Origin of the sequence: Halorubrum ejinorense (assembly GCF_039522565.1) — an archaeon.
Classification (GTDB): Archaea; Halobacteriota; Halobacteria; order Halobacteriales; family Haloferacaceae; genus Halorubrum; species Halorubrum ejinorense.
Genome location: NZ_BAAADQ010000015.1, coordinates 327,270 through 352,413, shown reverse-complemented (window position 1 = coordinate 352,413; position 25,144 = coordinate 327,270). Strand labels below are relative to the sequence as shown.

The 25,144-nt window shown below is 70.1% G+C and carries 29 protein-coding genes and 1 tRNA gene; 17 read left to right on the top strand and 13 right to left on the bottom strand.

All coding sequences use genetic code 11. The features are described 5' to 3' along the window. Nucleotides 1-28 precede the first annotated feature (28 nt). The 4 genes from ABDZ89_RS15130 (at nucleotide 29) to ABDZ89_RS15115 (ending at nucleotide 3,267) form a co-directional block, all read left to right on the top strand. On the top strand, nucleotides 29-889 hold the full coding sequence (locus ABDZ89_RS15130; RefSeq protein WP_343780456.1) for a TatD family hydrolase: 861 nt from the start codon (nucleotides 29-31) through the stop codon (nucleotides 887-889). Continuing rightward, complete coding sequence (locus ABDZ89_RS15125) at nucleotides 886-2,007, top strand: SDR family oxidoreductase (protein ID WP_343780455.1); 1,122 nt, start codon at nucleotides 886-888, stop codon at nucleotides 2,005-2,007. The genes ABDZ89_RS15130 and ABDZ89_RS15125 overlap by 4 nt, the downstream gene beginning before the upstream one ends. Nucleotides 2,008-2,129: 122 nt before the next feature. Beyond that, nucleotides 2,130-2,711, top strand: coding sequence for a DUF2150 family protein (locus tag ABDZ89_RS15120; RefSeq protein WP_343780454.1), 582 nt, complete (start codon nucleotides 2,130-2,132; stop codon nucleotides 2,709-2,711). Nucleotides 2,712-2,784: 73 nt separating this feature from the next. Continuing rightward, the gene (locus ABDZ89_RS15115) at nucleotides 2,785-3,267 is read left to right on the top strand and encodes a DUF456 domain-containing protein (protein WP_343780453.1); all 483 of its coding nucleotides are present in this window, start codon (nucleotides 2,785-2,787) and stop codon (nucleotides 3,265-3,267) included. 34 nt (nucleotides 3,268-3,301) lie between these two features. On the opposite strand, the gene ABDZ89_RS15110 is transcribed toward ABDZ89_RS15115, so the two are convergent. From ABDZ89_RS15110 to ABDZ89_RS15095, 4 genes are all read right to left on the bottom strand, one after another. Further along, nucleotides 3,302-4,111, bottom strand: coding sequence for a DUF63 family protein (locus ABDZ89_RS15110; RefSeq protein ID WP_343780452.1), 810 nt, complete (start codon nucleotides 4,109-4,111; stop codon nucleotides 3,302-3,304). Next, nucleotides 4,111-4,560 carry a universal stress protein gene (locus ABDZ89_RS15105; RefSeq protein ID WP_343780450.1) on the bottom strand — a complete coding sequence of 150 codons (450 nt, stop codon included), beginning with the start codon at nucleotides 4,558-4,560 and terminating at the stop codon, nucleotides 4,111-4,113. Before ABDZ89_RS15105 ends, ABDZ89_RS15110 begins: the two co-directional genes overlap by 1 nt. A gap of 109 nt (nucleotides 4,561-4,669) precedes the next feature. Continuing rightward, nucleotides 4,670-5,590, bottom strand: coding sequence for a DNA adenine methylase (locus tag ABDZ89_RS15100; RefSeq protein WP_343780449.1), 921 nt, complete (start codon nucleotides 5,588-5,590; stop codon nucleotides 4,670-4,672). A 150-nt stretch (nucleotides 5,591-5,740) separates the two neighbouring features. Beyond that, nucleotides 5,741-6,034 carry a DUF7344 domain-containing protein gene (locus ABDZ89_RS15095; RefSeq protein ID WP_343780448.1) on the bottom strand — a complete coding sequence of 98 codons (294 nt, stop codon included), beginning with the start codon at nucleotides 6,032-6,034 and terminating at the stop codon, nucleotides 5,741-5,743. Nucleotides 6,035-6,333: 299 nt separating this feature from the next. On the opposite strand from ABDZ89_RS15095, the gene ABDZ89_RS15090 reads away from it, so the two are divergent. Continuing rightward, on the top strand, nucleotides 6,334-6,621 hold the full coding sequence (locus ABDZ89_RS15090; RefSeq protein ID WP_343780446.1) for a hypothetical protein: 288 nt from the start codon (nucleotides 6,334-6,336) through the stop codon (nucleotides 6,619-6,621). Nucleotides 6,622-6,711: 90 nt separating this feature from the next. On the opposite strand, the gene ABDZ89_RS15085 is transcribed toward ABDZ89_RS15090, so the two are convergent. Continuing rightward, a complete protein-coding gene (locus ABDZ89_RS15085) occupies nucleotides 6,712-7,773 on the bottom strand; it encodes an NAD(P)/FAD-dependent oxidoreductase (protein ID WP_343780444.1) in 1,062 nt (353 codons plus the stop codon). 230 nt (nucleotides 7,774-8,003) lie between these two features. Here ABDZ89_RS15085 and ABDZ89_RS15080 point away from each other — a divergent pair, with 230 nt between their 5' ends. Continuing rightward, nucleotides 8,004-9,446, top strand: a complete 1,443-nt coding sequence (locus ABDZ89_RS15080) for an OFA family MFS transporter (protein WP_343780442.1) — start codon at nucleotides 8,004-8,006, stop codon at nucleotides 9,444-9,446. Nucleotides 9,447-9,484: 38 nt separating this feature from the next. Here ABDZ89_RS15080 and ABDZ89_RS15075 read toward each other — a convergent pair whose 3' ends face one another. Together ABDZ89_RS15075 and ABDZ89_RS15070 are read right to left on the bottom strand one after the other, a co-directional pair. After that, the gene (locus ABDZ89_RS15075; RefSeq protein ID WP_343780440.1) at nucleotides 9,485-9,889 is read right to left on the bottom strand and encodes a hypothetical protein; all 405 of its coding nucleotides are present in this window, start codon (nucleotides 9,887-9,889) and stop codon (nucleotides 9,485-9,487) included. After that, on the bottom strand, nucleotides 9,886-10,494 hold the full coding sequence (locus ABDZ89_RS15070) for a class I SAM-dependent methyltransferase (RefSeq protein WP_343780438.1): 609 nt from the start codon (nucleotides 10,492-10,494) through the stop codon (nucleotides 9,886-9,888). Before ABDZ89_RS15070 ends, ABDZ89_RS15075 begins: the two co-directional genes overlap by 4 nt. A gap of 94 nt (nucleotides 10,495-10,588) precedes the next feature. Between ABDZ89_RS15070 and ABDZ89_RS15065 the strand changes: the two genes are divergently transcribed. Beyond that, on the top strand, nucleotides 10,589-11,386 hold the full coding sequence (locus ABDZ89_RS15065; RefSeq protein ID WP_343780436.1) for a pirin family protein: 798 nt from the start codon (nucleotides 10,589-10,591) through the stop codon (nucleotides 11,384-11,386). Between the two features lie 104 nt (nucleotides 11,387-11,490). Then, complete coding sequence (locus ABDZ89_RS15060; protein ID WP_343780434.1) at nucleotides 11,491-12,021, top strand: DUF7979 domain-containing protein; 531 nt, start codon at nucleotides 11,491-11,493, stop codon at nucleotides 12,019-12,021. Here ABDZ89_RS15060 and ABDZ89_RS15055 read toward each other — a convergent pair. Continuing rightward, nucleotides 12,008-13,054 (bottom strand): succinylglutamate desuccinylase/aspartoacylase family protein, encoded by a 1,047-nt coding sequence (locus ABDZ89_RS15055; protein ID WP_343780432.1) that lies wholly within the window; start codon nucleotides 13,052-13,054, stop codon nucleotides 12,008-12,010. The genes ABDZ89_RS15060 and ABDZ89_RS15055 overlap by 14 nt on opposite strands. 105 nt (nucleotides 13,055-13,159) lie before the next feature. On the opposite strand from ABDZ89_RS15055, the gene ABDZ89_RS15050 reads away from it, so the two are divergent. The 3 genes from ABDZ89_RS15050 (at nucleotide 13,160) to ABDZ89_RS15040 (ending at nucleotide 15,497) form a co-directional block, all read left to right on the top strand. Next, entirely contained in the window at nucleotides 13,160-14,512 is a 1,353-nt protein-coding gene (locus tag ABDZ89_RS15050; protein ID WP_343780430.1) for a putative ATP-dependent zinc protease, read from the top strand. A 78-nt stretch (nucleotides 14,513-14,590) separates the two neighbouring features. Continuing rightward, nucleotides 14,591-15,037: a ribbon-helix-helix domain-containing protein gene (locus ABDZ89_RS15045; protein ID WP_343780429.1), complete on the top strand. Its 447-nt coding sequence runs from the start codon at nucleotides 14,591-14,593 to the stop codon at nucleotides 15,035-15,037. 76 nt (nucleotides 15,038-15,113) lie between these two features. Beyond that, nucleotides 15,114-15,497 (top strand): hypothetical protein, encoded by a 384-nt coding sequence (locus ABDZ89_RS15040; RefSeq protein WP_343780427.1) that lies wholly within the window; start codon nucleotides 15,114-15,116, stop codon nucleotides 15,495-15,497. 14 nt (nucleotides 15,498-15,511) lie between these two features. Here the strand turns inward: ABDZ89_RS15040 and ABDZ89_RS15035 are convergent, their stop codons facing one another. Then, on the bottom strand, nucleotides 15,512-16,108 hold the full coding sequence (locus ABDZ89_RS15035) for a DNA-3-methyladenine glycosylase family protein (RefSeq protein ID WP_343780425.1): 597 nt from the start codon (nucleotides 16,106-16,108) through the stop codon (nucleotides 15,512-15,514). Nucleotides 16,109-16,239: 131 nt separating this feature from the next. On the opposite strand from ABDZ89_RS15035, the gene ABDZ89_RS15030 reads away from it, so the two are divergent. Then, nucleotides 16,240-18,216 (top strand): 3-hydroxyacyl-CoA dehydrogenase/enoyl-CoA hydratase family protein, encoded by a 1,977-nt coding sequence (locus tag ABDZ89_RS15030; RefSeq protein ID WP_343780424.1) that lies wholly within the window; start codon nucleotides 16,240-16,242, stop codon nucleotides 18,214-18,216. A gap of 29 nt (nucleotides 18,217-18,245) precedes the next feature. Here ABDZ89_RS15030 and ABDZ89_RS15025 read toward each other — a convergent pair whose 3' ends face one another. The 3 genes from ABDZ89_RS15025 to ABDZ89_RS15015 form a co-directional block, all read right to left on the bottom strand. Further along, nucleotides 18,246-18,458 (bottom strand): hypothetical protein, encoded by a 213-nt coding sequence (locus ABDZ89_RS15025; protein ID WP_343780423.1) that lies wholly within the window; start codon nucleotides 18,456-18,458, stop codon nucleotides 18,246-18,248. A 57-nt stretch (nucleotides 18,459-18,515) separates the two neighbouring features. Next, nucleotides 18,516-19,562 (bottom strand): aspartate-semialdehyde dehydrogenase, encoded by a 1,047-nt coding sequence (asd, locus tag ABDZ89_RS15020; protein WP_343780421.1) that lies wholly within the window; start codon nucleotides 19,560-19,562, stop codon nucleotides 18,516-18,518. 356 nt (nucleotides 19,563-19,918) lie between these two features. Beyond that, nucleotides 19,919-20,572, bottom strand: coding sequence for a hypothetical protein (locus ABDZ89_RS15015; RefSeq protein WP_343780420.1), 654 nt, complete (start codon nucleotides 20,570-20,572; stop codon nucleotides 19,919-19,921). 131 nt (nucleotides 20,573-20,703) lie between these two features. Here ABDZ89_RS15015 and ABDZ89_RS15010 point away from each other — a divergent pair, with 131 nt between their 5' ends. Together ABDZ89_RS15010 and ABDZ89_RS15005 are read left to right on the top strand one after the other, a co-directional pair. Beyond that, on the top strand, nucleotides 20,704-21,438 hold the full coding sequence (locus tag ABDZ89_RS15010; RefSeq protein WP_343780419.1) for an MBL fold metallo-hydrolase: 735 nt from the start codon (nucleotides 20,704-20,706) through the stop codon (nucleotides 21,436-21,438). Between the two features lie 63 nt (nucleotides 21,439-21,501). Then, nucleotides 21,502-22,212 carry a GIY-YIG domain-containing protein gene (locus tag ABDZ89_RS15005; RefSeq protein WP_343780418.1) on the top strand — a complete coding sequence of 237 codons (711 nt, stop codon included), beginning with the start codon at nucleotides 21,502-21,504 and terminating at the stop codon, nucleotides 22,210-22,212. A 131-nt stretch (nucleotides 22,213-22,343) separates the two neighbouring features. Here ABDZ89_RS15005 and ABDZ89_RS15000 read toward each other — a convergent pair. After that, nucleotides 22,344-22,416 (bottom strand) — tRNA-His (locus ABDZ89_RS15000). A gap of 165 nt (nucleotides 22,417-22,581) precedes the next feature. Here ABDZ89_RS15000 and ABDZ89_RS14995 point away from each other — a divergent pair. The 3 genes from ABDZ89_RS14995 (at nucleotide 22,582) to ABDZ89_RS14985 (ending at nucleotide 25,103) form a co-directional block, all read left to right on the top strand. Continuing rightward, nucleotides 22,582-23,037, top strand: a complete 456-nt coding sequence (locus tag ABDZ89_RS14995; protein WP_343780417.1) for a DUF5814 domain-containing protein — start codon at nucleotides 22,582-22,584, stop codon at nucleotides 23,035-23,037. Nucleotides 23,038-23,172: 135 nt separating this feature from the next. Further along, nucleotides 23,173-24,012, top strand: a complete 840-nt coding sequence (locus ABDZ89_RS14990; protein WP_371152595.1) for a COX15/CtaA family protein — start codon at nucleotides 23,173-23,175, stop codon at nucleotides 24,010-24,012. Between the two features lie 266 nt (nucleotides 24,013-24,278). Further along, complete coding sequence (locus tag ABDZ89_RS14985) at nucleotides 24,279-25,103, top strand: basic amino acid ABC transporter substrate-binding protein (protein WP_343780415.1); 825 nt, start codon at nucleotides 24,279-24,281, stop codon at nucleotides 25,101-25,103. Nucleotides 25,104-25,144 lie beyond the last annotated feature (41 nt).

Below are 25,144 nucleotides of genomic sequence, written 5' to 3'. Positions count from 1 at the left end.
CTAATCGGGCGCGGCCGAAGGAGGGTCCATGACAGAGGACCTGGGCACACCGGTGTTGGACGACCACCTCCACCTCGACCCCCGGCACGGCCGCGGCACGGCGGCCGTCGAAGAGTTCGTCCGGCTCGGCGGCACCCACCTGCTCGTCGTGAACAAACCGTCGTGGCTGCTCGGCGTCGAGCCCGACGAGCCGGCGGACTTCCGGGCCGTCTTCGAGGAGACGCTGGAGACGGTCGCGGCCGCGACCGAGGTGCTTCCCGGACGCGCGTGGCCCGTACTCGGCGTTCATCCGGGGCTGATCAGCCGGCTCGTCGACGAGCGCGGCTTCTCCCCCGAAGAGGCCCGCGACCTCATGCGCGGCGGACTGGAGGTCGCGAGCGAGTACGTCGCCGACGGCGACGCGCTCGCGCTCAAGTCCGGGCGCCCCCACTACGACGTGAGCGACGCCGTGTGGGACGCGTCGAACGCGGTGACGCGGCGCGCGTTCGAACTGGGCGCAGACGCCGACTGCGCGGTCCAACTCCACACCGAGGCGACCGAGGACCTGACCGACCTCGCGGCGGTCGCCGAGGAGGTCGGGCTGGACCCCTCGAAGGTCGTCAAACACTACGCTGCCGGCGAGTTGGCCGGCGTCACGCCGAGCGTGATGAGCGACAAGGAGCGCCTGCGACGCGCCGCCGAGACCGGCGAGCCGTTCCTGATGGAGACCGACTTCGTCGACGACCCCGACCGGCCGGGGATGGTGCTGGGGCCGAAGACCGTCCCGCGACGGGTCCGGTGGCTGCTCGAAGAGGGGTACGACGAGGCGGTCCGCCGGGCGCACGTCGAGACGCCCGCCGCGGTGTACGGGATCGACACCGAGGCGACGCTGGAAGGGACCGGGTCGTGATCGGACGCTCGTCGTCGCGCCCGCCGACGGTCCTGTTCACCGGGTTCCCCGGCTTCCTCGGGTCGGCGCTCCTCCGGGAGGTGCTCGAACGCGGCGACGGTCCGGTGGCCTGCCTGATCCAGCCGCAGTACCGCGATCTGGCCGAGAAGCGCGCCCGCGAGATCGTCTCCGAGGCCGAGCCCGATTCCGGGGACGAAGCGGCCGTCCACCTCTACGAGGGCGATATCACGGAGCCGGACCTCGGACTCGGCTCGGCGCCCGGCGATTCCGACCTGCTGGCGGGCGTCGAGGAGGTGTACCACCTCGCGGCCGTCTACGACCTGAGCGTCGACGCCGACCTCGCGGCGGCGGTGAACGTCCGCGGCACCGAGCACGTCCTTGACGCCGCCGAACGGCTCGGGGTCGACCGGCTCCACTACGTGAGCACCTGTTACGTCAGCGGTCGGTACGACGGGACCTTCACCGCCGACCACCTCCGGGAGGGTCAGTCGTTCAACAACCACTACGAGGCGACGAAGTACCGCGCGGAGGTCGCGGTGCGAGAGCGGATGGCCGACGGGCTCCCGGCGACGATATACCGCCCGGCGATCGCCGTGGGCGACAGCCGGACCGGCGAGACCGACAAGCTCGACGGGCCGTACAACCTCCTCCGGCTGCTCTTGGCTCAGCCCGCGCGGCTCGCGTTCGCGTTCTCGATCCCGGGCGCGGCGGAGACCGAACTGAACGTCGTGCCGCGCGACTACGTCGTCGACGCCGTCGCCGAACTGAGCGGCCGGCCCGACACCGTCGGGGAGACGTACCAGCTCTGTGACCCCGACCCGCCGACCGTCCCGGAGTTCGTCGCGGCGCTTTCCGACGCCGCCGACCGCCGGACGGTGACCGTCCCCACGACGAAGCGGATCGCGAAGGCGGCGGCCCGCCTGCTGTCGGCCGCCTCCGTGGAGGTCGAGGCGGCGACGATCGACTACTTCGACCACCCGACGCGCTACCGCTGCGCGAACGCGACCGCGGCGCTGGCCGAGACCGGGATCGAGGTCCCGGCGTTCGAGTCGTACGTCGACCGGCTCGTGGCGTTCGCCCGCGAGAACCCGGACCTCGGAGACGAGCCGATGACGTGACCTGAGCCCCGTTCGGCGCCGAACACGATGGGCCTCGAACGCGGAGTTCGGGCGGGTGAGACGCGATATCGGGCGGCGATCGATAGGAAAGGCATTTGAGTAGTCCGGGCGACGGATAGCACATGACCGACGACGACGCCGTTGAAACGTTCTATACCGACGAACGCTGGCAGAACTGGCTCGACCGGCTGGCCGAAGAAGACCTCGACCCGGAAAACGAGGACTCCGCGCGGCTCCTCTTGAACCTCCAAGACGACGCGGCGATCGCGGTGGCGAAGGTGCTCGCCGCGTTCGACGAGGAGCGCGTCGACGAGGAGCGCGCGGTCGATGAGATCCGCGACATCCGCGAGATCGTCCTCGCCGACGTCGAGTTCGACGACGAGGACAAGGTCATGCTGATCGACGGCGTCCAGACCTCGCTCGTCCCCGTGTTCTACGCCGCCGAGGAGTACGTCGTCGGGGGCGTCGTCGAGGGTGACGTTGCCGAGTTCGTCCGCGCGGCCGCCGAGGCGGAGGCCGAGGACGACCTCGACGCCGCCCTCGGCTACGTCGTTCAGGCCGGCACCCGCGTCATCGACGGCGAGCCGCTCGACATCGACCTCGTCGAGGACCTCGAGTACGGGCTCGTCTCCGAGTGGGTCAACGGTATCGACTCCCTCCAGTCGGCCATCGAGGACCCGGAAGTCGTCGAGGAAGAGGACTGACGGCGTCGGCGGACCGGTCCCCGCCGGGCCGATCGAGGTGAAGTGTTTTCAGCGCACGTAGCGTGCGGTCCGTATGGTGACCCCCGCGGCCGGACTGGCGATCGCGCTGCTCGTCGTCTGGACGGCCAGCTCGTTCGTCCCGCTCGTGCCGGGCGGCGCCCTCGCGGCGCTGACCGTCGTCGGCTACGCGTACACCACCGGGTTCACGGAGCCGAGCCTCGTCGCGGTGGTCGCGCTCGTCGTCGTCTCGCTGCTCGCTTCCGCCGCGGACGTCGCGTCGGGAATGGTCTCCGGGCGGCTCGGCGGCGCGTCGACCCGGACCGTCGCCGTCGGGACGCTGGTGGGAATCGTGCTCCTGATCCCGCTCGGCCCGATCGGACTCGTCGTCGGACTGGGCGGCACCGTCTTCCTCGCCGCCCTGAACGAGCGCGACGGCGACACGCGCGAGGCCGCTCGGCAGGCGGCCTACGCGGTGGTCGGCGCCCTCGCCAGCGCGTTCGTACAGGCCGTCCTGCTCGCCGGCGTCACGGTCGCGTTCGCGCTGGCGGTCCTGTGAGGCGACCGGGAGCGCGCCGCTCGGGACCCGCTCCTCACGCCGCCACGGAGAACAGGAGGAGGTTGTGCGCCGCCGGACCGAGCCCCATCGCCGCGACGAAGCCGAGGAGGAGGTACCCCTCGGCCGGCGTCTCGCGGACGTACGCCGCGAACAGCCACGTCACGGCGGTCGCGACCGCGAGCTTCACGAGGAGGAACACCCACCCCTCGCCGAGCACCGGTACCGGCGGGATGCCGCCGAGCTCCAGCAGGATCCGGGACACGGGCGTCCGCTCGCCGAAGCCGAGTTGCGTCGTCCCCACCGCGGTCGAGACGCCGTCGAGCGCGTGGCCGAACACCGCGAGCGCGCCGACGCTCCCCGTGACCGCGGTCTCGGGGCGGAGCCGGAGCAGGCCGGCCCACGCGGCGCCGGCGACCGGGACCGTGAGCGCGAGCGCGATCAGCGACCAGCGCGCGCCGACGGGCGAGAGCCCGGTCCCGAACGCGACCGCGACGACGGGAACGAGCAGGACGACGCCGACGCCCGCGACGGTCGCCGCGACCCGGTCCGGGCGGGCGGCGTCGGCGGCGAGCCACGCCGCGCCCGCCAGCGACCCCACCGTGAGGTAGACGGTCGGCGAGCCGGCCAGCGGCGCGAGGCGGGCCGGGAGCGCGTCGACGACGTAGAGGACGTGCGCCGCGGAGCCGAGCGCCATCCACGGGGCGAGCGCGAGCACGCGCCGGGCCGTGACGCGCGGCCGTCGGCGGCGGAGCGCGGCGACGACCCCGCCCGCGGCGAGCAGGACGACGAGAACGTAGGGCGCGGGCGGCAGCGTCGTTCCCGCCGGGAGGAGGCCGCCGACCATCAGACGGACAACACGGGCTGGCTCGCGTACAGGAGGACGTACTCCGCGGCCTTCCCCAGCACCTCGCCGGGGTCGCCGGAGACCGGCTCGCGCGGGACGACGATGAAGTCGGACTCCAGCTCCTCGGCGGTGTCGAGGACGACGCTCCCGGGATGGACCGTCTTCACCGACGTGGAGAACCCGTAGGCGATGGAGTTGCTGTGAGAGACGCCGGCCGCCTCCGCCCGTCGGGCGACCGAGTCGGTGAACGCCTCCGAGTCGTCGGCCACCTCGCTCTCGTCGACGACGCCGTGGTCGATGGCGCGGACGACTTCCTCGTCGAGAACGTACAGCGCGTGGACGCTGGCGCCGTACTCGCTCGCGACGGCGATGGCGTAGTCGACGGCCTCGTGTGACTCCTCGCTGCCGTCGACCGGCACGAGGACGAGGTCGATGTCGAGATCGGTCATACGCGAGCCGTCGGCGGGGGAGGCCAAAAAGCCCGCCCCAACGTCGCGGTCCGACGACCGCGCGGGCCCGCCGTCTCCGCGCCATCGCGGTCCGCGCGGATCCGTCGACTCAGAAATCGGGGAGTTCTCGCTGGCCGTCCGTGCCGCGCTCCGCGGGCGGGACGTTCGTCGCGACGATCTCGTCGACCGCGTCACGGTTCGCGGCGTCGCTGTTGATCGCGCGGGTCGCGTCCTCGCGGTCGACGCGGAAGCCCGCGTCGACGTACGCGTCGTACATCACGCCGCTGTTCGAGAGCACGACCCAGACGCCGGCGTCGTCGAGGTCGCTCGCCGCGTCGAGCAGGCGGCGCTGGTCCTCGCGGTCGAAGCCGGACGCGCTGTACTCGTTGAAGTTCGCCGTCGCGCTCATCGGCTCGTACGGCGGGTCGAAGTAGACCAGGTCGCCCGGGTCGGCTGCGTCGAGGACGTACGCGAAGTCGTCGTTCCGGACCTCGGCGGCGTCGAGCAGGTCGCTGGCGCGTCGGATCCGGTCGCGCTGGACCCAGTCGGGGTCGGCGTACCGGCCGATAGGGACGTTGAACCCGCCGTCCGCGTTCTCGCGGTAGAGCCCGTTGTAGCAGGTCCGGTTGAGGTACAAGAGGAGGGCCGCCTCCTCCAGCGGGTCGAACTCCCCCTCGTACGGCCGGCGGTTGAACCGCGCGCGCTGCTGGTAGTAGTAGGCGTCCACGTCGCGGCCGCGCGCGGTCTCCTCGTCGTACGGCAGGTCGGGGTCGGGGTCGCTCTCGGGGTCGTCGAACGACGCCAGCCGCGCGATCAGCTCGTCGGGCCGGTCGCGGACCTGCTCGTAGAAGTTCACGAGCCGCGGGTTCGCGTCGTTGACCGTCGCGCGAGGCGGTTCCAGGTCGAAGAACACGGCGCCGCCGCCGACGAACGGCTCGTGGTACCGGCTAAAGGAGGCCGGGAACCGGGCGTACAGCTCGTCGAGGAGCTGCCGCTTCCCGCCCGCCCACTTCAGGATCGGCTCGGCCATCGCTGTCGGGTGTCGCCTGCGCCCCGGCATAAACGTCTCGGGCCGCGGCGGCGGTGACGCCTCGCGTCGGCGCCAGAAGGGGCGTGGTGTCGGGAGGGCGTCGGGAGGGCGTCGGGAGGGCGTCCGCGACCGGTCGGGCGACCGACCCGGTCAGTCGTCGGAGGGCTTCGGCATCGGGAGGTCGTCGACGTGGGCCGCCGCCTCCTCGAAGTTCGGACCGGGCTCGATGGTCCCGGCCTCTCGGTCCCACTCGATGTAGCCGGCCTCCTCTAGCGCCGGCAGGTGCGTCTCGCGGAGTTCGGCGGCGATCTCGTCGGCCCGCCCGCGAACGCGAAGATCCGCGACCGTCTCGACGGCCCCGTCGGCGAGGCCGGCGACCGCGCGCCTGCGCTCCGGCGCCGAAACGACGACCGCTGGATCGGTGGTTGGAGTGTCGAGTGTCATCGTCTGTCTGTCCGTATCTACACACATCTCTCGATCGAAATAAAAGTATTGGCGAGTCGTCCGGGCCACGACGAGCGTTCCGAAGGCCGCCGATCGCACCCACCCGAGCCGGACACGAAAGCGGCCGAGAACACCCGAAGTAAAAGAAATATGAGAATCATAGGAACAAGTGACATGGTACTCCTTACACTCCATGAACAACCGTTTCAGATGCTCTCTGTGTATGGTTATTGGTAGCATTCCTCAAAACCTATTTGGAATGTGAAAGGTTTTAGTCAACGGGGCGTGTAGGATGTAGTATGAACCAAGGCTCTCTCACCACGACGGAGCGGCACCGACAGATCAGCTCCGCGTCGCCGCCCGCACCTCGCACTCCGCTCGGGACGCTCGCGTACCTGGCGCTCGTCATCGTCCCGTTCGTCGCGCTCGCGTACCCCGTGGCGACGGTCGCCTTCCTGACCGGCACCGTCGCGCTCGGGGCCCTCTCGCGGTCCGTCCTGCGCACCCTGCGCCGGCGCAGCGGTCGAGTCCGAACGCTGACGCTCCCCGGGCTGGGCACCGTCGAGTACCGCATCACGACGAACTGAACCGATAGCCGCCGGGCGTCCGCCCGGCCGCACCGAACTGATTTTCAAAAGGGGCTCGCGTCGCGTCCGCGACGCCGGCCCGACCGTTTTCTAGACGTTGTACGCGACGCGCTCGCCCGCGTCGAGCCCGTTCGCTATCGCCGCGTGGAGGCGTCCCTCGCCGGCGACCCAGTCGCCGAGCAGGTACAGCCCCGCCTCGCGCGCCGAGTCGACCGGACCGCGGTCGACGCCGCCCTCGGGCTGCGCGTACCGCCACCCCTGATGATCGGTCCACGCCGGGTCGGCGAGCCGTTCGTCGTCGAGTATCTCGGCGGTGTGGGCCGCGAGCGCGGCGACGTTCTCGGCCGGGTCGTCGTCGTAGTGGGCCGTCGACCACGCGCCGCCGGCCTGGACGACGAGCAGCGTCTCGCCGTCGGGCACGTGCCCCGCTTTACACTCCTCCCGGGAGATCCAACCGACCGCGTGCTCCTTGTCGGTGTTGACGAGCGCGTAGTACGGGACGTCGATCGCGAACGGGTAGTGCAACACCGCGGTCCAGACGCTGCCGTACGCGACGTCGCCGACCGCCTCGACGAGCGTCTCGCGGAGCGGGGCGTCCCACTCCGCCGTCCGGAGGAGCTCCGTCGTCTGCGGAGCCGGCGGGTTCAACAGGAGGACGTCGAACGGTCCGTGGGTCTCCCCGTCCGCGTCGTCGAGTTCCCACCGATCGTCGTCGCGGTCGCCCTCGGCCGCTCCGAGCCGCCGGACCGTCTCGACGCGAGTCCGGCGGTAGATCGTCGCGTCGGTCCGGCCGAACAGCCGCTTCGCGATCTGCGTGAGACCGCGCCGGTAGCTCCACTTGTGCTCGTCGGCGTCGCGCCCCGGCGACACCGACCCGTCGGCGTCGAAGGTGTACACCGGCTCCGTCACGTCGACGAGCCCCTCGTCGTCGAGCGTCTCGGTGATCAGTTCGACGACGCGGTCGTCGTCGCTCTTCAGGTAGTTCGCCCCGTAGTCGTACGTGAGATCCCCGTGGCGACGGGTCGCGGCGCGCCCGCACAGCCCGCCGGACTTCTCTAAGACGGTCACGTCCACGTCGGGCACGGTTCTGTCGATGACGAACGCCGCCGCGGCCGCCCCGGCGCCCGCACCGACGATGCCTACGTCAGTCACACCGATCGTTGGGGTCCGACCCACTTAACGAGTCCGCGCGTCGCACTCCGACGAAACGACGCCCGCGGTCGAGTCGGCGGATCGAAGCAAGAACGACCGCAACGACGCGTTTTAATCGACGAGTGCGATGAGTAGAAACGAGACGAGCGAGTCCCGGTCGATCGGGGCTCGCGTGACCCGGAGGGCACACGACATGTCACGGCCAACCAGCACGCGACCGACCGACGACGATGGGTGAGGAGCGATCCGACGACCGGACCGGAAGCGCCGACTCAGGCGGAGGCGCCGACTCAGCCGGAGGCGCCGGCTCAGCCGAGAACGGCGAGCCGGGCGGCGGTCAGGCCGAGTCCGACGCCGAGGAGCCGCGCGACGGCGTCGACTACGCAGGCCGCGCCGCCGACATCCTCGGTTTCTCTCGGTGGTGGCAGATCGCGGCCGCGGCCGGGATGATGGCGGCGGTGAGCCCGTACCAGTACGTGTGGTCGTCGATATCGCCCGCGCTCTCGGAGGGCCTCGACATCGCGCTGCCGGCGCTCGGCGCGGTGTTCTCGTTTTACGTGGTGTTCCAGTCGCTCTCGCAGTTCCCCGCGGGAAAGTGGCGCGACAGGCGAGGGCCGGGCGCGCTCACGTTCCTCGCGGCGCTGCTCGCGGGCGGGGGATACATCGGCCTCGCGTACGCGACGACCCTCTGGCAGCTGTACCTGCTCTACTCGCTGGGCGCGATCGGCGTCGGCATCGTCTACACCGTCGCGGTCAACACCGCGGTCAAGTGGTTCCCCGACCGGACCGGGTTGACGACCGGCGTCGGGACGATGGCGTTCGCCGCCGGAAGCGCGCTGGTCGTCCCGTACGTCCGAGCGAACGCGACGGTGGCGGCGTACGGCGACGTGCTCCGAAACATCGGGATCGGGATCTTGGTCGTGACGCTCGTCGGGTCCTTCCTCCTCCGGGACCCGCCGACGGACTGGCTGGACCGCCACGAGGACGGCGGGAACGGCGACGACGCTGAGAGCGGCGGGGGCGACGACGGCCTCGCGGCCTCGATCCGCGGCCGCGACTACTCCTCGCGCGAGATGCTGTCGACGTGGCAGTTCTGGCTCCTGTACGCGATGTTCGTCGCGATGGCGGGCGCCGACCTCCTCGTCATCGCGAACGTGGTCCGGTTCGCGGAGAACTTCGGCCTCGCGGCGCTCGTCGCGACGCTCTCGGCGACCCTCCTGCCCGTCGCGGCGGGGGTCTCGCGGCTGGTCCTCGGCGAGGCGACCGACCGGTTCGACCGCAAGCGCGTGATGGCCGGCTCGTTCCTGCTCGCCGGGCTCTTCCGAATCGGACTCATCGGCGCGGGCCAGACGGGGAACGGCGCCGTCTTCGTCGCGTTCGTCCTCGGGGCGATGTTCTTCTCCTCGCCGCTTTTCGTCTACTTCCCGTCGCTGCTCACGGACTACTACGGGGCGGCCAACTCCTCCGGCAACTACGCCGTGTTGTACACCGCGAAGGTCGGCGGCGGCGTCTTCGCCGGCACCGTCGCCGGCTACCTCGTCGCGACGCTGGGGTGGACTCCCACCTTCGCGCTCGGGGGCGGCCTCGCGATCGCCGCGGGGCTGGCGGTGTTCCTCCTCCGACCGCCGAGCGGGTCCGGCTTGGAGGCGGCCGAGTCACCCACCGCGGACTGAACGGACCGCCTCGGTCCCGCGCCCTCTCGACGAGGGCCCTACCGCGCGGTCCGGCGGACGGCGAGCGACCAGAGACCGACGAGGACGCCGGCGGCCGCCAGCACGGTGTTGACGCCGCCGGGCGCGAGTCCGAAGGGAGTGAACGCTGGCGCGACGCCGGCGTGACACAGGAATCCGACCGCGGCGGAAAGCGTCACTCGGCGGGGGCGTAACACCCACGAGTCGGCGTCGCGGCCGGCCGGGCCGAGGACGCGGTCGCCGGAGGCGACGAGGACGTGGCCGACCCCGAAGACGAGGCCCATGGCGGCCGACCCGGCGAGATCGACGGCGACGCTCGTCTCGAAGGTCCGGTACCACAGCACGTGCGTGAGCCGTGCGGCCGCGCCGAGCGTCACGGCGAGCGAGAGGTCGAAGGCCGCGACCGCGATCCGGCGGGGAGTCACCGAAGTTTCCCCACCACGGCGTAGAACGGGTCCCCGCCGGGGCGTTCCGCGATCCGGTCGACGGTCGCGAACCTGCCGGCGTCGAGGTAGCGCTCGACCAGGTCGGCGCGTTCGTCCATCGAGGCGGCCCGCCACGCGCGGACGGCCTTCGTCGGGAACATCCGGTTCGAGAAGCTGACGACTACCGTGCCGCCGGGCGCGAGGACTCGGGCGAACTCCGCGAACGTCGGGCCGGGGTACTCGAGGTACTGGACCGACAGCGCACAGCAGACGACGTCGAAGGCGTCGTCCGCGAACGGGAGCGACTGGTCGGCGTTGAGATCGCTGACGACGAACTCGTCGAGCCGGTCGTTTTCGGCCAGCTCCGCCTCGTTGAGCCCGTGGCCGACGACTCGGTCGTACTCGGCGTCCGGGAGGTGCGAGACCCAGCTGCTCATCGCGTCGAGGACGCGGTCGCCGGGCTCGATCGCGGACGCGTACAGCGCTGTCAGCCGCGATAAGAACGCGTCGTCGGCGTGTGTGACGAACCGCGGGGCGTCGTAGAACGTCCCGTCCGGCCGGTCGTCGCGCTTGCGTCGGTCGCGGTCAGAGAGGACGGTCGTCACGGTATCGGTACACGGGGCGCGGGGAGTAAGAGGGCGTCGCCGCTGATTCCCGGCACCGGACGGCTTTTCACCGAACGGATTTTACCAGTTAGTAATGGAAGCGCACTCCGAGACGGACCGCGGCCTCCACCCGGCGCCGCGTTCCGACGTCTTCCGGAATCAGGGCAAGTTCCGAACCCGGTTCAACTTCCCGGGCCGAAACCTCCCGGATCACGACGACCACGGGTACGGTCCGCTCTCGACGGTCGTCGAGTCGTTCATGGACCCCGGCACGCTGATCCGGATGCACCAGCACCGCGACGAGGAGATCGTCTCGTGGGTCCCCGCGGGCGTGATGCGCCACGACGACCGCGAGGGGAACGAGCTCGTCACCGACTCGGAACGCCTCCTCGTGATGAACGCCGGGGCCGGCTTCTGGCACGCCGAGGAGACGCTCGCCGACGACCCGCCGCTGCGGATGCTCCAGATCTTCGTCCGGCCGCACGACCTCGGCTTGGAGCCGGGGATCCAGCACGGACCGCTCCCCGATCCCGAGCCGAACGAGTGGCGGCGCGTGTTCGCGCCCGCCGGCGCCGACCACCCGTTCACCGTGCGCAACGCGGTCGACTGCTTCGACGTGCGCCTCGACGCCGACGCCGCGGCGACGCTGCCGGCGATCGAGGGGAGAGACGCCTACGTGTACGTCTTCGAGGGGTCGGTCGGGGTCGGCGACCGGGAGTCCGACGCCGAGGAGCCGACCGGCGGCGTCGCCCTCGACGAGACCGAGAGCGTCGTCTGGACCGGCGAGGGCCCGCCGCCGACCGTGACCGCCGGCGACGAGGGCGCGACCGTCGTGGCGTTCCTCCTCGACCCCGACGCGCCGATCACGCGACAGGGGACTATCGGTCGATAGCGAGCGGCCGCGGCGATTCGATGGGAGGCGGAAGCGGCCGCGGCGGTTCGACGGGAGGCGGAAGCGGTCGGAACGGTAAACACCCGCGCGGTCGAACCCCGCCCATGCGCACCCCGCTCGCGGTCGTCGGGCTCCTCGCGCTCGGCGTCTGCCTGATGGCGAACCCCCTGTACCTCCCCGTCTCCGTCGGCGCGGCGGACCCGGCGTACACGCACACGGTCCAACCGGTGACCGCGGAGTCGCCGGTCGGTCCGGGGTCGGCGGTGGACCCGAGCGAGATCGACGACGGCGCGGTCGTCGCCCACGCCGACCTCGACCCGGCCGCGCGGGAGGCGTTCGACCGCGCCCGCGAGGCGGCCGACGGCGGCTTCGGCGTCGAAGATCCGGACGAACGCGTCGACTCGCTGTCGTACCCGGCCGAACCGACGCTCGGCGACGGGCTACTGGTCGTCGAGTACGAGGGCGAGCGGTACGAGTTCTGGACGCGCACGGTCGAGCGCGAGCCGGGCCCGGTCGTCTTCCAGCGAGCGCTGCTCCAGCCGGTCGCGTTCCTCGTCGGGTTCCTCGCGGTCGTCGCCGGCGCCGCGCTCGGGCTCCGGGGGCGGCTCGGCGGCGAGGGAGTCAGTCGCCGCTGACGGACGGCGTCGGCTGTCCCACCGGCTTCGGCGCGTCGCCGGTCTCGATCGCCCGCCGGGTCGACTCGTCTATCTCGACGAGGTGACAGAGCGGGTTTCCGGGGTAGACGACCGGGTTCTCCAAGAGCCCGATCAGCAGGCCAGTGAAGGGGGCCTCGACGGCGACCGCGTCCTGCTTGAACGGGTTGGTGATCGTCGCGATCCGCTCGCCCTCGCGGACGAGCGACCCGCTCTCGAAGTGAGTGTCGACGATCCCCCCGGAGTCGGCCCGCAGCCACGTCTTCTCGCCCGTGCCGGCGACGATGGTCCGCCAGCCGGGCCACCGGACCGTGCCGGACGATAAGAGGCCGTACTCGGCGAAGATGGACCGAACCCCGGCGAGCGCGTCGTCGATCAGCGGGCGCTGGAACCGGTGTGCCTCGCCCATCTCGATCGTGATCGTCGGGATGCCGTCGCTCGTCGCCTCGCCGCGGAGCGTGCCCTCGGGCCCGTCGCTGTCGATGATCACGCTCGATCCGAACGCCAGCGCGAGCCGGTGGACGCCAGCGTTGGTCATGTCGGCGCGGACGTGGAGCATGTTCGTCCGCCCGCGCGTGGAGGTGTGGAAGTCGAGGCCGAAGTCGCAGGGCTCGATGAAGTTCGCGTATATCCGGTGGGCCATTCGCTTCGAACTCGTCGACTCCGGTTTGCCGGGGAACGACCGGTTCAGGTCCCGGTCGTAGACGGGAAGGTACCGCTGTTGGGCGAGGAATCCCGGGACGTTGAGAACGGGGAGACAGACTAACGTCCCCGAGAGTTCCGAGAGGTCCCACTCGTGGGCGACCTCTCGGACGACCTCGATCCCGTTGAGTTCGTCGCCGTGAGCGGCGGCGGTGAGGAACGCGGTCGGCCCGTCGCGCTCGCCGTTGACGATGGTGACCGGGATCCGCACCGGGTCTCCGAGGTACGTCTCGCTGATGCCGTAGCGGATGTTCTGTGTCTCGCCGGGCGGCACAGCGCCGCCGTTGTACGTGAACACCCGGTCGTCGCTCATGAGAAACCGGAGCACGGCACCGGGTATATATATGGCGACCCCGACCGGCCGTCACCGGGCGGATCGATCGGTCGACCTTTTAGGAACCCCTGCGCAGGTGTTGGCATGAGTTCGGATCCGGTTCGGGTGGGAGTGCTGTCGCTACACAACAGCAAGGAAACGAAAGCGATCTGTAACGCGGTCGAGGACCTCGGCCACGAGCCCGTGTGGCTCCGCGAGGAGAACGCCGCGGTCAGCGTCGAGGACGGCGACGTGTCCGTCGAACCCGCGGTCGACGTGATCGCGAACCGGCTGCTGCTCTCGAACACCGACCAGCCCGCGGAGCTACTCGGGCTGGCGGCGACCTTCGAGCGCATCCGGCCGATGCTGAACGAGCCGAACGCGGTGTTGGCGTCGATCCACAAGTTCGCGACCGCGGCGACGCTCGCCGACTGGAACATCCGCGTGCCCGACGCGCTGCTCGCGCTCTCGAACGACCGCCTCAACGAAGGCCGCGAGCGCTTCGGTGACGTGGGCGTGTACAAGACCGCCATCGGGACCCACGGCGGCGGGACGTGGAAGGTCGACCTCACCGAGCGCGTGAACCCGAAGGTCGGGAACCGACAGGCGTTCCTCCAGAAGCTCATCGACCGCGACGACGAGAAGCACCGCGACCTGCGGGTGTACGTCGTCGGCGACGAGATAGTCGGGTCGATGTACCGCTACGCGCCCGAGGGCGACTGGCGCACCAACGTCGCGCTCGGCGGCGCCGTCGAGGACGCCACCGACGACATGCCGGACGAGGCCGCCGACACCGCCCTCTACGCCGCCGAAGTGATGGGGCTCGACTACTCCGGCGTCGACCTCGTCGAGGGGTACGACGGCTGGTACGTGTTGGAGGTGAACCCGACTGCCGGGTTCAAGGGGCTGTTCGAGGCCACCGGGACCAGCCCCGCCCCGTACATCGCCAAGCTCGCGATCGAGACGGTCGGCGGCGAGGTCGACGACGACGCCGTCGAGCGCGTGGCCGCGACCCTCGACGACTCGCGGCCCTCCTGTGCGCCGGCCCCGAAGCCGACCTCCACCGAGCAGCCGGACATCGGCTACATCGAGGAGGTCGTCGTCACCGGCACCTCCGGCTCCACGCAGGCGCTCGCGAAGTCGGACACGGGCGCGACCCGGACGAGCATCGACACCCAGCTGGCCGCCGAGATCGGCGCCGGCCCGATCAAGAGCATGACCCGCGTCAAGTCGGGCAGCATGAAGGGCGGGAAGGCGCGCCCCGTCGTCGACCTCGTCATCGGCATCGGCGGGAACCAACACACCGTCACCGCCAGCGTCGAGGACCGCGGCCACATGGAGTACCCGCTGCTCCTCGGCCGCGACATCCTCACCGACTACCGGGTCGACGTCCGGCGGCGCGCCGACACGGACGAGGCGGAGCGCGACGAGGCGGGCGAGATATTAGAGGAGGAGTGACGCCGCGAACGCCGCGGTCGTCGGGCGTCGCGACCGTCTGACGAAGGTATAATACGGCGGGTGTCAATAGCACGGCATATGGTGAAGAGCACGGTTCGGTTTCCCGAGCCGGTCGTCGAGGAGATCGAGACGCTCGTCGAGGAGGGACAGTTCGAGAGCAAGTCCGAGTTCTACCGGTTCTCGGCGGACTACGTGCTCTCGCGGACCCTCGACGAGTACGAGCCGGCGACGATCGATTACGACGCGATCGAGGCCGAGGTAATTCCCGAGGCGGAGCGGGAACTCGGCGGCGACGAGGAGGCCGACGAGCCGCCGTTCTTCGAGTCGGTCGCGTTCCTCCGGAAGCTCGCGCTCAGAGGGAACTTCAGCGACGCCGAGGACTTCATCGACCACCAGTACGTCCCCGGCGACCGCCACGCCGTCCTCCTCGAGGAGATCCTCCAGCTCTACCGCGAGGAGGCGGCGACCGGCGGCCGCGCGTCGCCCGCGGAGGACGAGCCGGAAGCGACGAGCCGGAACCAATAAGCCCGCCGGCGGTGCCGTGAGCGCATGAACGTCGCCACCTCCCCGAGAGCATGAACGTCGCTACCTCCCTGGGCGCATGAACGTCGTCACGCGAGAGCGGACCCGGACCTGTATCCGGTGTCACGAGCGGTTCACCGAGCCCGCCGGAACCGTCACGCGCATCTGCGACGACTGTCCGAGTCGGACGACCGCGCCGAGTGCCAGCACGACCGCCGAGCCGAGCGACGCGTCGTCACCGAGCCGTAGTGCGGCCGGTGAGGGGGGTGGAGGTGACGGGCGAAGTGACGGCGGCGGGCGAAATGAAGGCGGCGGGCGAAGCGGAGGCGGCGGGGGCGGCCTCGACCGGAACCGGGAGCGCGAGTGTCTCCGCTGTGGCGAGGCGTTTCTGGAGGGCCCGGGCGAAATAGCTCGCCTCTGCCCCTCCTGTGACCCGGACAAGGTCCGCCTCCGAGACCGATAACGCGCGCCGGCCGGTCAGGACTCGTACTCGGACCAGACGTACCGCGTCCCGTAGCTCCGGTAGGGCCGCCACGAGTCGGCGATCTCGCGCATCTCCGCGCGCGACAGTTCCTCGCCGCCGTTGTATATCCGCGCTATCCCCTTCCTGACCGCGAGGTCGCCGAGCGGGAGGACGTCCTCGCGGCCGAGCGCGAAGATGAGGTACATCCGCGCGGTCCAGTCGCCGACGCCGTGAATCTCGGTGAGCCGGTCGACGACCGCCTCGTCGCTCACGCCCGCTAACCCCTCCCGGGTCAGGTCGCGCTCGTCGTCGCGGAAGGCCGCGGCGACGTTCCGCAGGTACTCGACTTTCGTGCCGCTGAGTCCGGCCTCGCGCAGGGCCGACTCGTCGGCCGCGAGAACTCGGTCGGGCGTCACGGCGCCGCCGAGCACGTCGAGGAACCGCTCGCGGATGGCGTTCGCCGACGCGGTCGACAGCTGCTGGTTCACGATGGAGGTACAGATGCGGTCGAACTCGTCGTCCGCGGGCGCGACGTCGACCGGGCCGTGTCGGTCGATCAGGTCGGCCATCCGCGGGTCCGCGCGGAGCGTCTCGGCGACGTGGTCGTCCATGGAGCGCCGTAGGGGTCCGGCCCGCGTGAATCTTTCCGAGCGCCGTCCGTCGACCCGTCCGAATAAACTTACGGTGCGTTTGGCGTTTGGAAGATGGAAAGGTTCAATCATGACGGTTCCGACCCTGAGGTATGCAGCTCGAAGACGTCCAGCGCGTGACGGTGCTCGGCGCCGGAAACATGGGTCACGGTATCGCGGAGGTGGCCGCGCTCGCCGGCTACGACGTGTCGCTGCGCGACATCAACGACGAACTCGTCCAGAAGGGGTACGACCAGATCGAGTGGTCGCTCGGCAAGCTCGCCGAGAAGGACCGAATCGGTGACGACGAGGCCGACGCCGCGCTCGACCGCGTCGACGCGTTCGTCGAACTCGAAGACGCCCTCGACGGGGCCGACGTGGTCGTCGAGGTCGTCCCCGAGAAGATGGCCATCAAGAAGGACGTGTACGACGACGTCGTCGAACACGCGCCCGACGAGGCCGTCTTCGTCACTAACACCTCCAGCCTCTCGATCACGGAGCTTTCGGAGGTCACCGACCGCCCCGAGCGCTTCTGCGGGATGCACTTCTTCAACCCGCCGGTGCGGATGGACCTCGTCGAGGTCATCTCCGGGAAACACACCTCCGAGGAGACGCTCGACCTGATCGAGGGCCTCGCGGAGTCGATGGGGAAGACGCCCGTCCGTGTCCGCAAGGACAGTCCCGGCTTCATCGTCAACCGAATCCTCGTCCCGCTGATGAACGAGGCGGCGTGGGTCGTCGAGTCCGGCGACGCCGACATCGAGACGGTCGACTCGACGACCAAGTTCGGCATGGGCCTGCCGATGGGCTCGTTCGAACTCGCCGATCAGGTCGGCATCGACGTGGGGTATCACGTCCTGGAGTACATGCACGAGGTCCTCGGCGACGCCTACCGCCCCTGCCCGATGCTCGCCGAGAAGGTCGAAGAAGAGGACCTCGGCAAGAAGACCGGCAAGGGGTTCTACGACTACGACGGCGGCGACGGCGCCCAGATCCCGACCAACGCGGTCGACGAGGCGGTCAGCCGCCGCCTGCTCGCGGTGATGGCCAACGAGACGGCCGGGCTGATCGGCAACGACGTGGCCGACGCCGACGACATCGACGAGGCCGTCAAGCTCGGCGCCGGCTTCCCGGACGGCCCGGCGAAGCTGGCCGACGCGGAAGGGCTCGACGCCCTCGTCGAGACGCTCGACGAACTCGCCGACGAGACCGGCGAGGCGCGCTACGAGGCGACCGACTACCTGCGCGAGGCCGCCGAGACCGGCGGCTTCCGCGGCGGGGACGCCGAGGGCGGCGACGACACGGCCGACTACGACGTGTTGAACGTGAGCGTCGACGACCGGGTCGGTCGCGTCGAGATCGACCGCCCGCACCGGATGAACACGATAAGCGGCGAGGTGCTCGACGAGCTCTCGACCGCGATCGACCGGCTCGACGCGGACGACGACGTGCGAGCGATCCTGCTGTCCGGCGCGGGCGACCGCGCCTTCTCCGCGGGCGCGGACGTCCAGAGCATGGCCGCGGGCGGTTCGGACCCGATCCACGCGGTCGAGCTCTCCCGACAGGGCCAGCAGACGTTCGGGAAGCTCGAGGAGTCCGACAAACCCGTGATCGCCGCCATCGACGGCTACTGCCTCGGCGGCGGGATGGAGCTCGCGACGGCCGCCGACATGCGGATCGCCTCCGAGCGCTCAGAGCTCGGCCAGCCCGAGCTCGACCTGGGTCTGCTGCCCGGCTGGGGCGGCACGCAGCGGCTCGCCCGGATCGTCGGCGAGGGGCGCGCGAAGGAGATCATCCTGACCGCGGACCGCTACGACGCGGAGACGATGGCCGAGTACGACTTCGTCAACGAGGTCGTCCCGGACGACGAGCTGGAGGAGCGAGCACAGGAGCTGGCCGCACAGCTCGCCGGCGGCCCGCCGATCGCACAGAAGTACACGAAGCGCGCGATCCACGCCGGCCGCACGGACAACGAGGCCGGCCTGGAAGTCGAAGCGATGGGCTTCGGTCACGTGATGAACACCGACGACCTCATGGAGGGGATGACGGCGTTCATGGGCGACGGCGAGCCCGAGTTCGAAGGGAAGTGAGGCGCCGGCGCGGGTGACCGGTCGCCCGACTACAGCGGCGTGTCGGCGGCCGCGGCCACCTGCCTGCCGACGCTGGCGACGAGGTACGCGACGGCGGCGACGAACAGGACGATACCGACGACATCCGAGATGCCGGGGAGCGCGGACTCGACGAACTCGGGGAGCGTCGTCGCCCCCGACAGCGGAACGAGGAGGACGGCGACGCCTCGGCGGAGGGACCGTTTTGCGCTTGGTTCTGCCATGGCGTCGGCGGACGAAACGCGGAGGATGAAGTTAGTGTCGGTCGGCGCGGGCGTCGCTCAGACGTACCCTTCCTCGACGAGCAGTTCGCCGTTGAGCAGGGACGCGCCGGCCGCGCCGCGAATCGTGTTGTGCGCGAGGCAGTTGTACTTCGCGCCGGCGTCGGTCGACTGGACGCCGCCGGCGACGATCCCCATCCCGTCGGCGTACGTGCGGTCGAGGCGGGGCTGCGGGCGCTCCGGCTCGTCCTCGCCGAACACTTTGATCAGCTGGTCGGGCGAACTCGGGAGGTCGCCGGCGCCCTCGAACGAGCGCATCGCCTCGCGGAGCTCCTCCGGGGAGGGGTCGGCGGCGAACTCGGCGAAGACGTTCTCCAGATGGCCGTCGAGCGTGGGGATCCGGTTACAGGAGGCGGCCACGTCGGCGCCGTGAAGCCGGACCTCGGCGCCGTCGAACTCGCCGAGCAGCTTGCGCGACTCCGTCTCCATCTTCGCCTCCTCGCCGCCGATGTGCGGGATGGCGTTGTCGATGATCTCCATCGACGTGACGCCCGAGTAGCCGGCGCCGGAGACCGCCTGGAGCGTCGAGACGCGAACGCTCTCTAAGCCGAACTCGTCGATGGCCGCGAGCGTCGGCACCATCGTGATCGTCGAGCAGTTCGGGTTCTTCACGAGGGCGCCGTCCCAGCCGCGCTCGTCGCGCTGGACCTCGATGAGGTCGAGGTGGTCGGGGTTGATCTCGGGGATCGTGAGCGGCACGTCCGCCGCCATGCGGTCGTTCGAGGAGTTCGACGAGACGACGTACCCCTCTTCGAGGAACGCGGGCTCGACCTCGGCGGCGACCCCCGAGGGGAGCGACGAGAAGAGGAGGTCCACGTCGTCGTCGGCGATGCCCGCGGGGGTCGTCTCCGCGACCTCCATCTCGGCCACGTCCGCCGGGATGGGCGTGTCGACGCGCCACTTGGCCGCCTCGCGGTACGTCTCGCCCGCGCTCTCCGAACTCGCCGTGACCGCGGCGAGGTCGAACGTCGGGTGGTCGTCGAGCAACTGGATGAACCGCTGGCCCACGGCGCCCGTCGCGCCGAGGATGCCGACTCGTACAGACATTGCGCGTGGGTCCGTGACAGGGACGTAAGTGCGTTCGGATACGCGCCGATTCCGCGGAGCAACGGGCTATTTAACACCCACACCGCGTAACGATGGACTGCGCGCCATTAGTCCCCGCCCGAGTACTCCCCGATGGGAGCGATGACAGCGCGGAGAACCCAGGCGCGCGACACCGGTCGCTGACGCGACCCGCCCGTCGCCGCGCAGGCGACCGCCCGCCACGAGGGTTTCCCGGTCGACGCGGCACGCCGCCGGAGATGAGACCGGTCGTTAGTGTCGCGGGCGATATCCCACTACGACGAGCGGCCGCGCTCGCCACCTCCCGTCGCACCGGGGCAGCGCGCGCGACGAGGGCGTCACCGCGTCTCGACGCGCACCGACAGGTCGTCGACGTAGTGCGTCGCGTCCGCCTCCCAGATCACGGCCGTGCCGACGGCGAGGTAGAGCGTGTCGGTCGACAGCTCCGGCGTCGTCCACTCGAAGGCGTACTCGCGCCAGCCGTCGGCGAGCCACAGCGCGTCGCGGAGCCCGCCGTACGGCGTCTCGCCGAGTTCGGTCGTGTTGAGGCCGGGCTGCGGGAACTCCTCCTCCGTCGACGGCGGCTCGGGGCCCAGCCGCATCAGGGCGTGTCGGATCGTGTTGAACGACTCCGACTCGCTCCAGAACTGGCCGCTCACCTCTATCTGGTACGAGCTTCCGGATTCGATCGGGACCGGGTGGACCGCCCACGTCACCCCGTCGTCGTAGTCGCCCTGGTTCCAGACGCGGAGCGACTGCGTTCCGCTAGCCGCCTCCTCGCGAGAGAAGGACACCTCCCAGTCGAAGTCCTCGATGTCGACTTCGGGACCGATCGCGGCGTCGAACTCCCAGTCGCCGATGTCCTCTTCGAACCCCTCCTCGAATGCCGGACCCTCGCTCCCGCCCGCACAGCCCGCGAGCCCGATGACGCCGGCCGCGGCTCCGGCCCGAAGCACGTCCCGTCGTCGCACGGCGGCTGCGCGTTCGTTCATACCGATTGATGCGTCGGGCGAGCGCCGGATAAGTTTGCGGTGCGATGCGGCGAGAAGACGGCGTCCGGCGGCCGGGACGCCCGGATCGCCCCCGTCGCAAGCCACAACCCGCCCCTCGCCGAACGGGAGGTATGTCGACAGACTCCGGCCCGACCGTCACCCTCGTCCGCAACGCGACCGTCCTCGCGACCGTCGGCGAGACGGCCTTCCTCGTCGATCCGCTGTTCGCGGAGCAGGGCGCGCTGCCGCCGATCGACGACACGCCGAACGACCGCGCGAACCCGCTCGTCCCGATGCCGGACGTGGACCTGTCGTACGACGCGGTGATCGTCACGCACCGCCACCCCGACCACTTCGACGACGCGGCGCGGGAGGCGCTCGACGCGGACGTGCCCCTGTTCTGTCAGCCCGCCGAGGCGGACGCGTTCGTCGAGGAGGGGTTCACCGACGTGCGGCCGGTGGGAGACGAGGCGTCGTTCGGCGGGGTCGCCGTTCATCGGACCCCCGGCCGTCACGGTCACGGGGAACTGGCCGAGCAGATGGGGCCGGTTTCCGGGTTCGTCCTCGACGGCGACGAGACGCTGTACATCGCCGGCGACACGGTCTGGTACGAGCCGGTGGCGGAGACGCTGACGGCGTTCGACCCCGACGCCGTCCTCCTCAACGGCGGCGCGGCGCGGTTCAACCGAGGCGAGCCGATCACGATGGGCGTCGACGACGTCGCCGCCGTGCGCGAGGCCACGGACGCCGCGGTCGCCGTGGTCCACATGGAGGCGATCAACCACTGCCTGCTGACGCGCGAGGAGCTCCGCGCGGAGACGGACGACGTGCTGGTGCCGGACGACGGCGAGCGGATCGAGTTCTAGTCGCGGCGCCGTGCGCCCGTGAGAGCCCGGGCGGTTTTGTGTGTCACCCCGGAACGGAGACACATGTCGCGCGCCTCGGACCTCGACCGACTCTACGACCTCCTCGACCGTCTCGAATCGAACGTCGGAGGGAGGCGACGGTTGGAGGAGTGTACCGGGCACATGGACTGGCCCGATCGAGGGGTCTACTTCTTCTTCGCGACGGACGAGACGCGGGACGCGACCGACCAACTCCGACTCACGCGAGTCGGCACGCACGCCGTGTCGGCGGGGTCGGGAACGACGCTGTGGAATCGGCTTCGGACGCATCGCGGGGCGAACCGCGGCAGCTACGAGGGCGGCGGGAATCACCGGGGCTCGGTGTTCCGCAAACACGTCGGCCGGGCGATGATCGAACGGGACGGCCTCGGCGACGAGCATCCGCACTGGGGAACGGGGTCTACCGCGGACCGCGAGCGGCGCCTCGGGGAGTTGGAACACGAGCGTCGCGTGAGCGAGTACGTCCGTGACCTGCCGTTCCTGTGGGTCGACATCGACGACGAGCCCGGACCGGAGAGCGACCGCGCCGCCGTCGAGCGGAACGCGATCGCGCTCGTCAGCAACTACGGAAAAGAGGCCATCGACTGCCGAGGCGACGGTTGGCTGGGGCGGGACAGTCCGCGCCGCGAGATCGGCGAATCGGGGCTATGGAACATCGACCACGTCGACGAGGGGTACGACGCGGCGTTTCTGGACCGACTCGCCGGCGCCGTCAGCGAGACCGCTGGTCTCTAATTCACTGCCAGTTCGAGAAAGGTCCGGGTGCGAGAATCGAACCCCACTCGCAGCCTCGCGGTGCTCGGCTGCTCCCTGCTTCGCTCTCGCCTTCCGGCGTTTCAACTCCTCCCTGCGGTCGTCGTGAAAAGGTCCGGGTGCGAGAATCGAACCCGCGTCTCAGCCTCCACAAGGCTGAAGGATAGTCCACTACCCTAACCCGGACACGCGTCGTCAAGTACCCCGCTTCGATAAATAACGGTTACGACTCCCGGACGGGCGTGGCACGGAGTGGCGACCGGGGTCGGTTCGAGCGTCCGAACCGAGCGCCGCACCGTCTCTCGGTCACCGCGTCGTTTTTCAGGGTCGCGGGCGTAGCGTCGCCAACTCGTGGCCTTTACCGACAAGATCTACGTGAAGAACCACCGGCAGCTCGCCTCCCAGCTGGAGGCGAACATCCCGAAGGGGGCGTTCGCCGGCGCGACCCTCGACCTGCTTTTCACCGGTGACGGCCTCTCGAAGCTCGACGAGACGACCCGCGATCGGGTCCTCGACTTCGCCGAGGACTTCCTCGACTGTAGCTGCGACGCGAACCCGTACTGCGGCTGTCCCGAGGAGAAGTTCATGCGCTACGTCCTCGAACTGCGCGCCGAGGGGCTGGGACCGCAGGCCATCGTCGACGTGATGACCGACGATTACATGGTGTACGCGTACACCGGCGACGTGCTCTCCTTCCTCGACGACTCCGTCCGGAACCTAGAGGCCGTCGAGACGCTCGCCGACGTCGACGGGAACGAGGAGATGTCCGAACGGGCGCGGAAGGCGAAGCGAGAGCTGTCCGGGTAGCGCGTCTCCGCGTTGCGACCTTCCCGAGCGCGGGGAGCGGCCGAACGGTCTAAGTACGCGCACGCCCGAAATTGGACAATGAGTCTTCGGCCCGCGTGGCTAACGTTCAGGCGATACGCGGCGGCGACGACGGGGATGACGCTCGTCCTGTTCTCGCTCGGCGTCTACACGGCGGCGACCGGCTCGGGGCTGGCGTGTCAGGCCCAGTGGCCGCTGTGTTCCGACCAATTGATCCCGGCGCTGACGATCAACCCCGACTTCATCGAGTGGTTCCACCGCGCGTGGGCGATGGTCACCGGCTTCCTGATCGTCGGCGTCGCCGGGTGGACGTGGCTCGGCTCCGGCTTCGACCGCCGGACGAAGCTGGCGGCGACGCTCGCGGTCGCGATCTTGCCCCTCCAGATCACCGTCGGCGCGATCACCGTCACGCTCAGCGGGCTCGTCCCCGGCGGGTACACGGTGTCGACTCACGCCGCCCACCTCTCGGTCGCGCTGACCATCTTCACGCTGCTCGGCCTCGCGACCATCTGGGGCGGCGGCCGGGGAAGCGCGCGACTGCTCCGCGCGGCGGCGGGCATCGCCGTCGTCGGCATCGTCGCCAGCGCGCTCTTCTCGCGGGCGGTGCCGTTCCTCACCTACGCCCCGCCCGCGCAGGCCGCGTTCTACATCACGGGCCTCGCCGGCCACCTCGGGCTCGTCGCGACGGTCGCGTACGCGACGGAGGCGGTCCGGTCGGGATACGCCGGCCTCGACGCGGGCACCGCGGGCACCGTACGCGCGCTCGCGGTCGGATCGATGGGCGCGCTCGTTGGGACCCTCCTCCTCGGGCGCGACCTCGTCCTCTACACCGCCGTCTGGCAGCAGGTCAACCTCGTCGCGCTCGCCGCCGCCGTCGCGCTCGCCGCCGGGTCCGCGTGGACGCTACGCGGGGTCGAGCCCGACGGGCCCTCGTCGGAACCGATCGGCGGGGACTGACTCGGAAGTCACCGGTTCTCTCGGGGTGACTGACCGGGCACCGTCGGTCAATCTGTCGGACCCAACAAGCGAGCGACGACCCCGGACGACGAGAAGAACCGCTCCACGAGACTGACGTGTCGACGTGAGTCTGATGCGTGTGACTCTCGAAAGCAGTGGGATTTCTCCCTCAGCGGGCCGAATGACGTTTCGAGAACGTCACGAACGATCGATGGGCCGTTGCGGCGGCCGAAACGTTGAAACCCTGATCGGCCGACCGAGAGTGTATGGATGGAAATCGAACGGTCGGTCGCCGTCAGTACCTCACGGGACTCGGAGCGGCCGGCACGGTGGCACTGGCCGGGTGTTCCGGCGGCGACGGCGGAGACGGACAGGAGACGATAACGATCGGGTCGGACATCCCGTACCCGCCCTTCGAGTACCGCACGGAGTCGGGGGAGCTCGTCGGGTTCGACGTGGATATCGCCGAGGCGGTGTTCGCCGATCAGCTCGGCTACGACTTCGAGTTCCAAGAAACCGGCTTCGACGGGATCATCGCGTCGCTGAACAACGCGAACTTCCGCGTCATCATGAGCGCCATGACGATCAACGACGAGCGCGCGGAGCGGGTCGACTTCTCGGACCCGTACTTCACGGCGTACCAGACGGTCCTGATCCTCGACAACGGGGAGATCACCGAGCTCGACGACCTCCAGGGCGAGTCCGTCGGGGTCCAGCGCGGGACGACCGGCGAGGCCGCCGCCGAGGACCTCCAGTCCGACTTCGACGGCGACCTCGAGATCCAGAGCTACGACCAGATCACGGGCGCGTTCGACGCCCTGCTGAACAACCAGGTGTCGGCCGTGATCAACGACAACACCGTCAGCGGCGACTTCGCGGCCGAAAACGAGGACGTCGTGTTCCTGGAGGGTGAGGGCGTCGCCGCCGACCGCGAGGACGCACCGCCATACCTCACGCTCACCATCGAAGAGTACGGGATCGCCTTCCGGCAGGACGACGACGAGTTCCGGGAGGAGGTCAACGGGGCGCTCGCAACCCTCCGCGAGGAGGGCACGTACGACGAGATATACAGCGAGTACTTCAGCGCGTAATCGAGCGCACTCGGCACACATATAATGGCGACACAGACAGA

What these genes read in the sequence shown, in the direction of transcription:
- ABDZ89_RS15130 (WP_343780456.1), top strand. Translation starts at nt 29, where the DNA reads ATGACAGAGGACCTGGGCACACCGGTGTTGGACGACCACCTCCACCTC.
- ABDZ89_RS15120 (WP_343780454.1), top strand. Translation starts at nt 2,130, where the DNA reads ATGACCGACGACGACGCCGTTGAAACGTTCTATACCGACGAACGCTGG.
- ABDZ89_RS15115 (WP_343780453.1), top strand. Translation starts at nt 2,785, where the DNA reads ATGGTGACCCCCGCGGCCGGACTGGCGATCGCGCTGCTCGTCGTCTGG.
- ABDZ89_RS15110 (WP_343780452.1), bottom strand. Translation starts at nt 4,111, where the DNA reads ATGGTCGGCGGCCTCCTCCCGGCGGGAACGACGCTGCCGCCCGCGCCC.
- ABDZ89_RS15105 (WP_343780450.1), bottom strand. Translation starts at nt 4,560, where the DNA reads ATGACCGATCTCGACATCGACCTCGTCCTCGTGCCGGTCGACGGCAGC.
- ABDZ89_RS15100 (WP_343780449.1), bottom strand. Translation starts at nt 5,590, where the DNA reads ATGGCCGAGCCGATCCTGAAGTGGGCGGGCGGGAAGCGGCAGCTCCTC.
- ABDZ89_RS15095 (WP_343780448.1), bottom strand. Translation starts at nt 6,034, where the DNA reads ATGACACTCGACACTCCAACCACCGATCCAGCGGTCGTCGTTTCGGCG.
- ABDZ89_RS15090 (WP_343780446.1), top strand. Translation starts at nt 6,334, where the DNA reads ATGAACCAAGGCTCTCTCACCACGACGGAGCGGCACCGACAGATCAGC.
- ABDZ89_RS15080 (WP_343780442.1), top strand. Translation starts at nt 8,004, where the DNA reads ATGGGTGAGGAGCGATCCGACGACCGGACCGGAAGCGCCGACTCAGGC.
- ABDZ89_RS15065 (WP_343780436.1), top strand. Translation starts at nt 10,589, where the DNA reads ATGGAAGCGCACTCCGAGACGGACCGCGGCCTCCACCCGGCGCCGCGT.
- ABDZ89_RS15060 (WP_343780434.1), top strand. Translation starts at nt 11,491, where the DNA reads ATGCGCACCCCGCTCGCGGTCGTCGGGCTCCTCGCGCTCGGCGTCTGC.
- ABDZ89_RS15055 (WP_343780432.1), bottom strand. Translation starts at nt 13,054, where the DNA reads ATGAGCGACGACCGGGTGTTCACGTACAACGGCGGCGCTGTGCCGCCC.
- ABDZ89_RS15050 (WP_343780430.1), top strand. Translation starts at nt 13,160, where the DNA reads ATGAGTTCGGATCCGGTTCGGGTGGGAGTGCTGTCGCTACACAACAGC.
- ABDZ89_RS15045 (WP_343780429.1), top strand. Translation starts at nt 14,591, where the DNA reads ATGGTGAAGAGCACGGTTCGGTTTCCCGAGCCGGTCGTCGAGGAGATC.
- ABDZ89_RS15040 (WP_343780427.1), top strand. Translation starts at nt 15,114, where the DNA reads ATGAACGTCGTCACGCGAGAGCGGACCCGGACCTGTATCCGGTGTCAC.
- ABDZ89_RS15035 (WP_343780425.1), bottom strand. Translation starts at nt 16,108, where the DNA reads ATGGACGACCACGTCGCCGAGACGCTCCGCGCGGACCCGCGGATGGCC.
- ABDZ89_RS15030 (WP_343780424.1), top strand. Translation starts at nt 16,240, where the DNA reads ATGCAGCTCGAAGACGTCCAGCGCGTGACGGTGCTCGGCGCCGGAAAC.
- ABDZ89_RS15025 (WP_343780423.1), bottom strand. Translation starts at nt 18,458, where the DNA reads ATGGCAGAACCAAGCGCAAAACGGTCCCTCCGCCGAGGCGTCGCCGTC.
- asd (WP_343780421.1), bottom strand. Translation starts at nt 19,562, where the DNA reads ATGTCTGTACGAGTCGGCATCCTCGGCGCGACGGGCGCCGTGGGCCAG.
- ABDZ89_RS15015 (WP_343780420.1), bottom strand. Translation starts at nt 20,572, where the DNA reads ATGAACGAACGCGCAGCCGCCGTGCGACGACGGGACGTGCTTCGGGCC.
- ABDZ89_RS15010 (WP_343780419.1), top strand. Translation starts at nt 20,704, where the DNA reads ATGTCGACAGACTCCGGCCCGACCGTCACCCTCGTCCGCAACGCGACC.
- ABDZ89_RS15005 (WP_343780418.1), top strand. Translation starts at nt 21,502, where the DNA reads ATGTCGCGCGCCTCGGACCTCGACCGACTCTACGACCTCCTCGACCGT.
- ABDZ89_RS14990 (WP_371152595.1), top strand. Translation starts at nt 23,173, where the DNA reads ATGACGCTCGTCCTGTTCTCGCTCGGCGTCTACACGGCGGCGACCGGC.
- ABDZ89_RS14985 (WP_343780415.1), top strand. Translation starts at nt 24,279, where the DNA reads ATGGATGGAAATCGAACGGTCGGTCGCCGTCAGTACCTCACGGGACTC.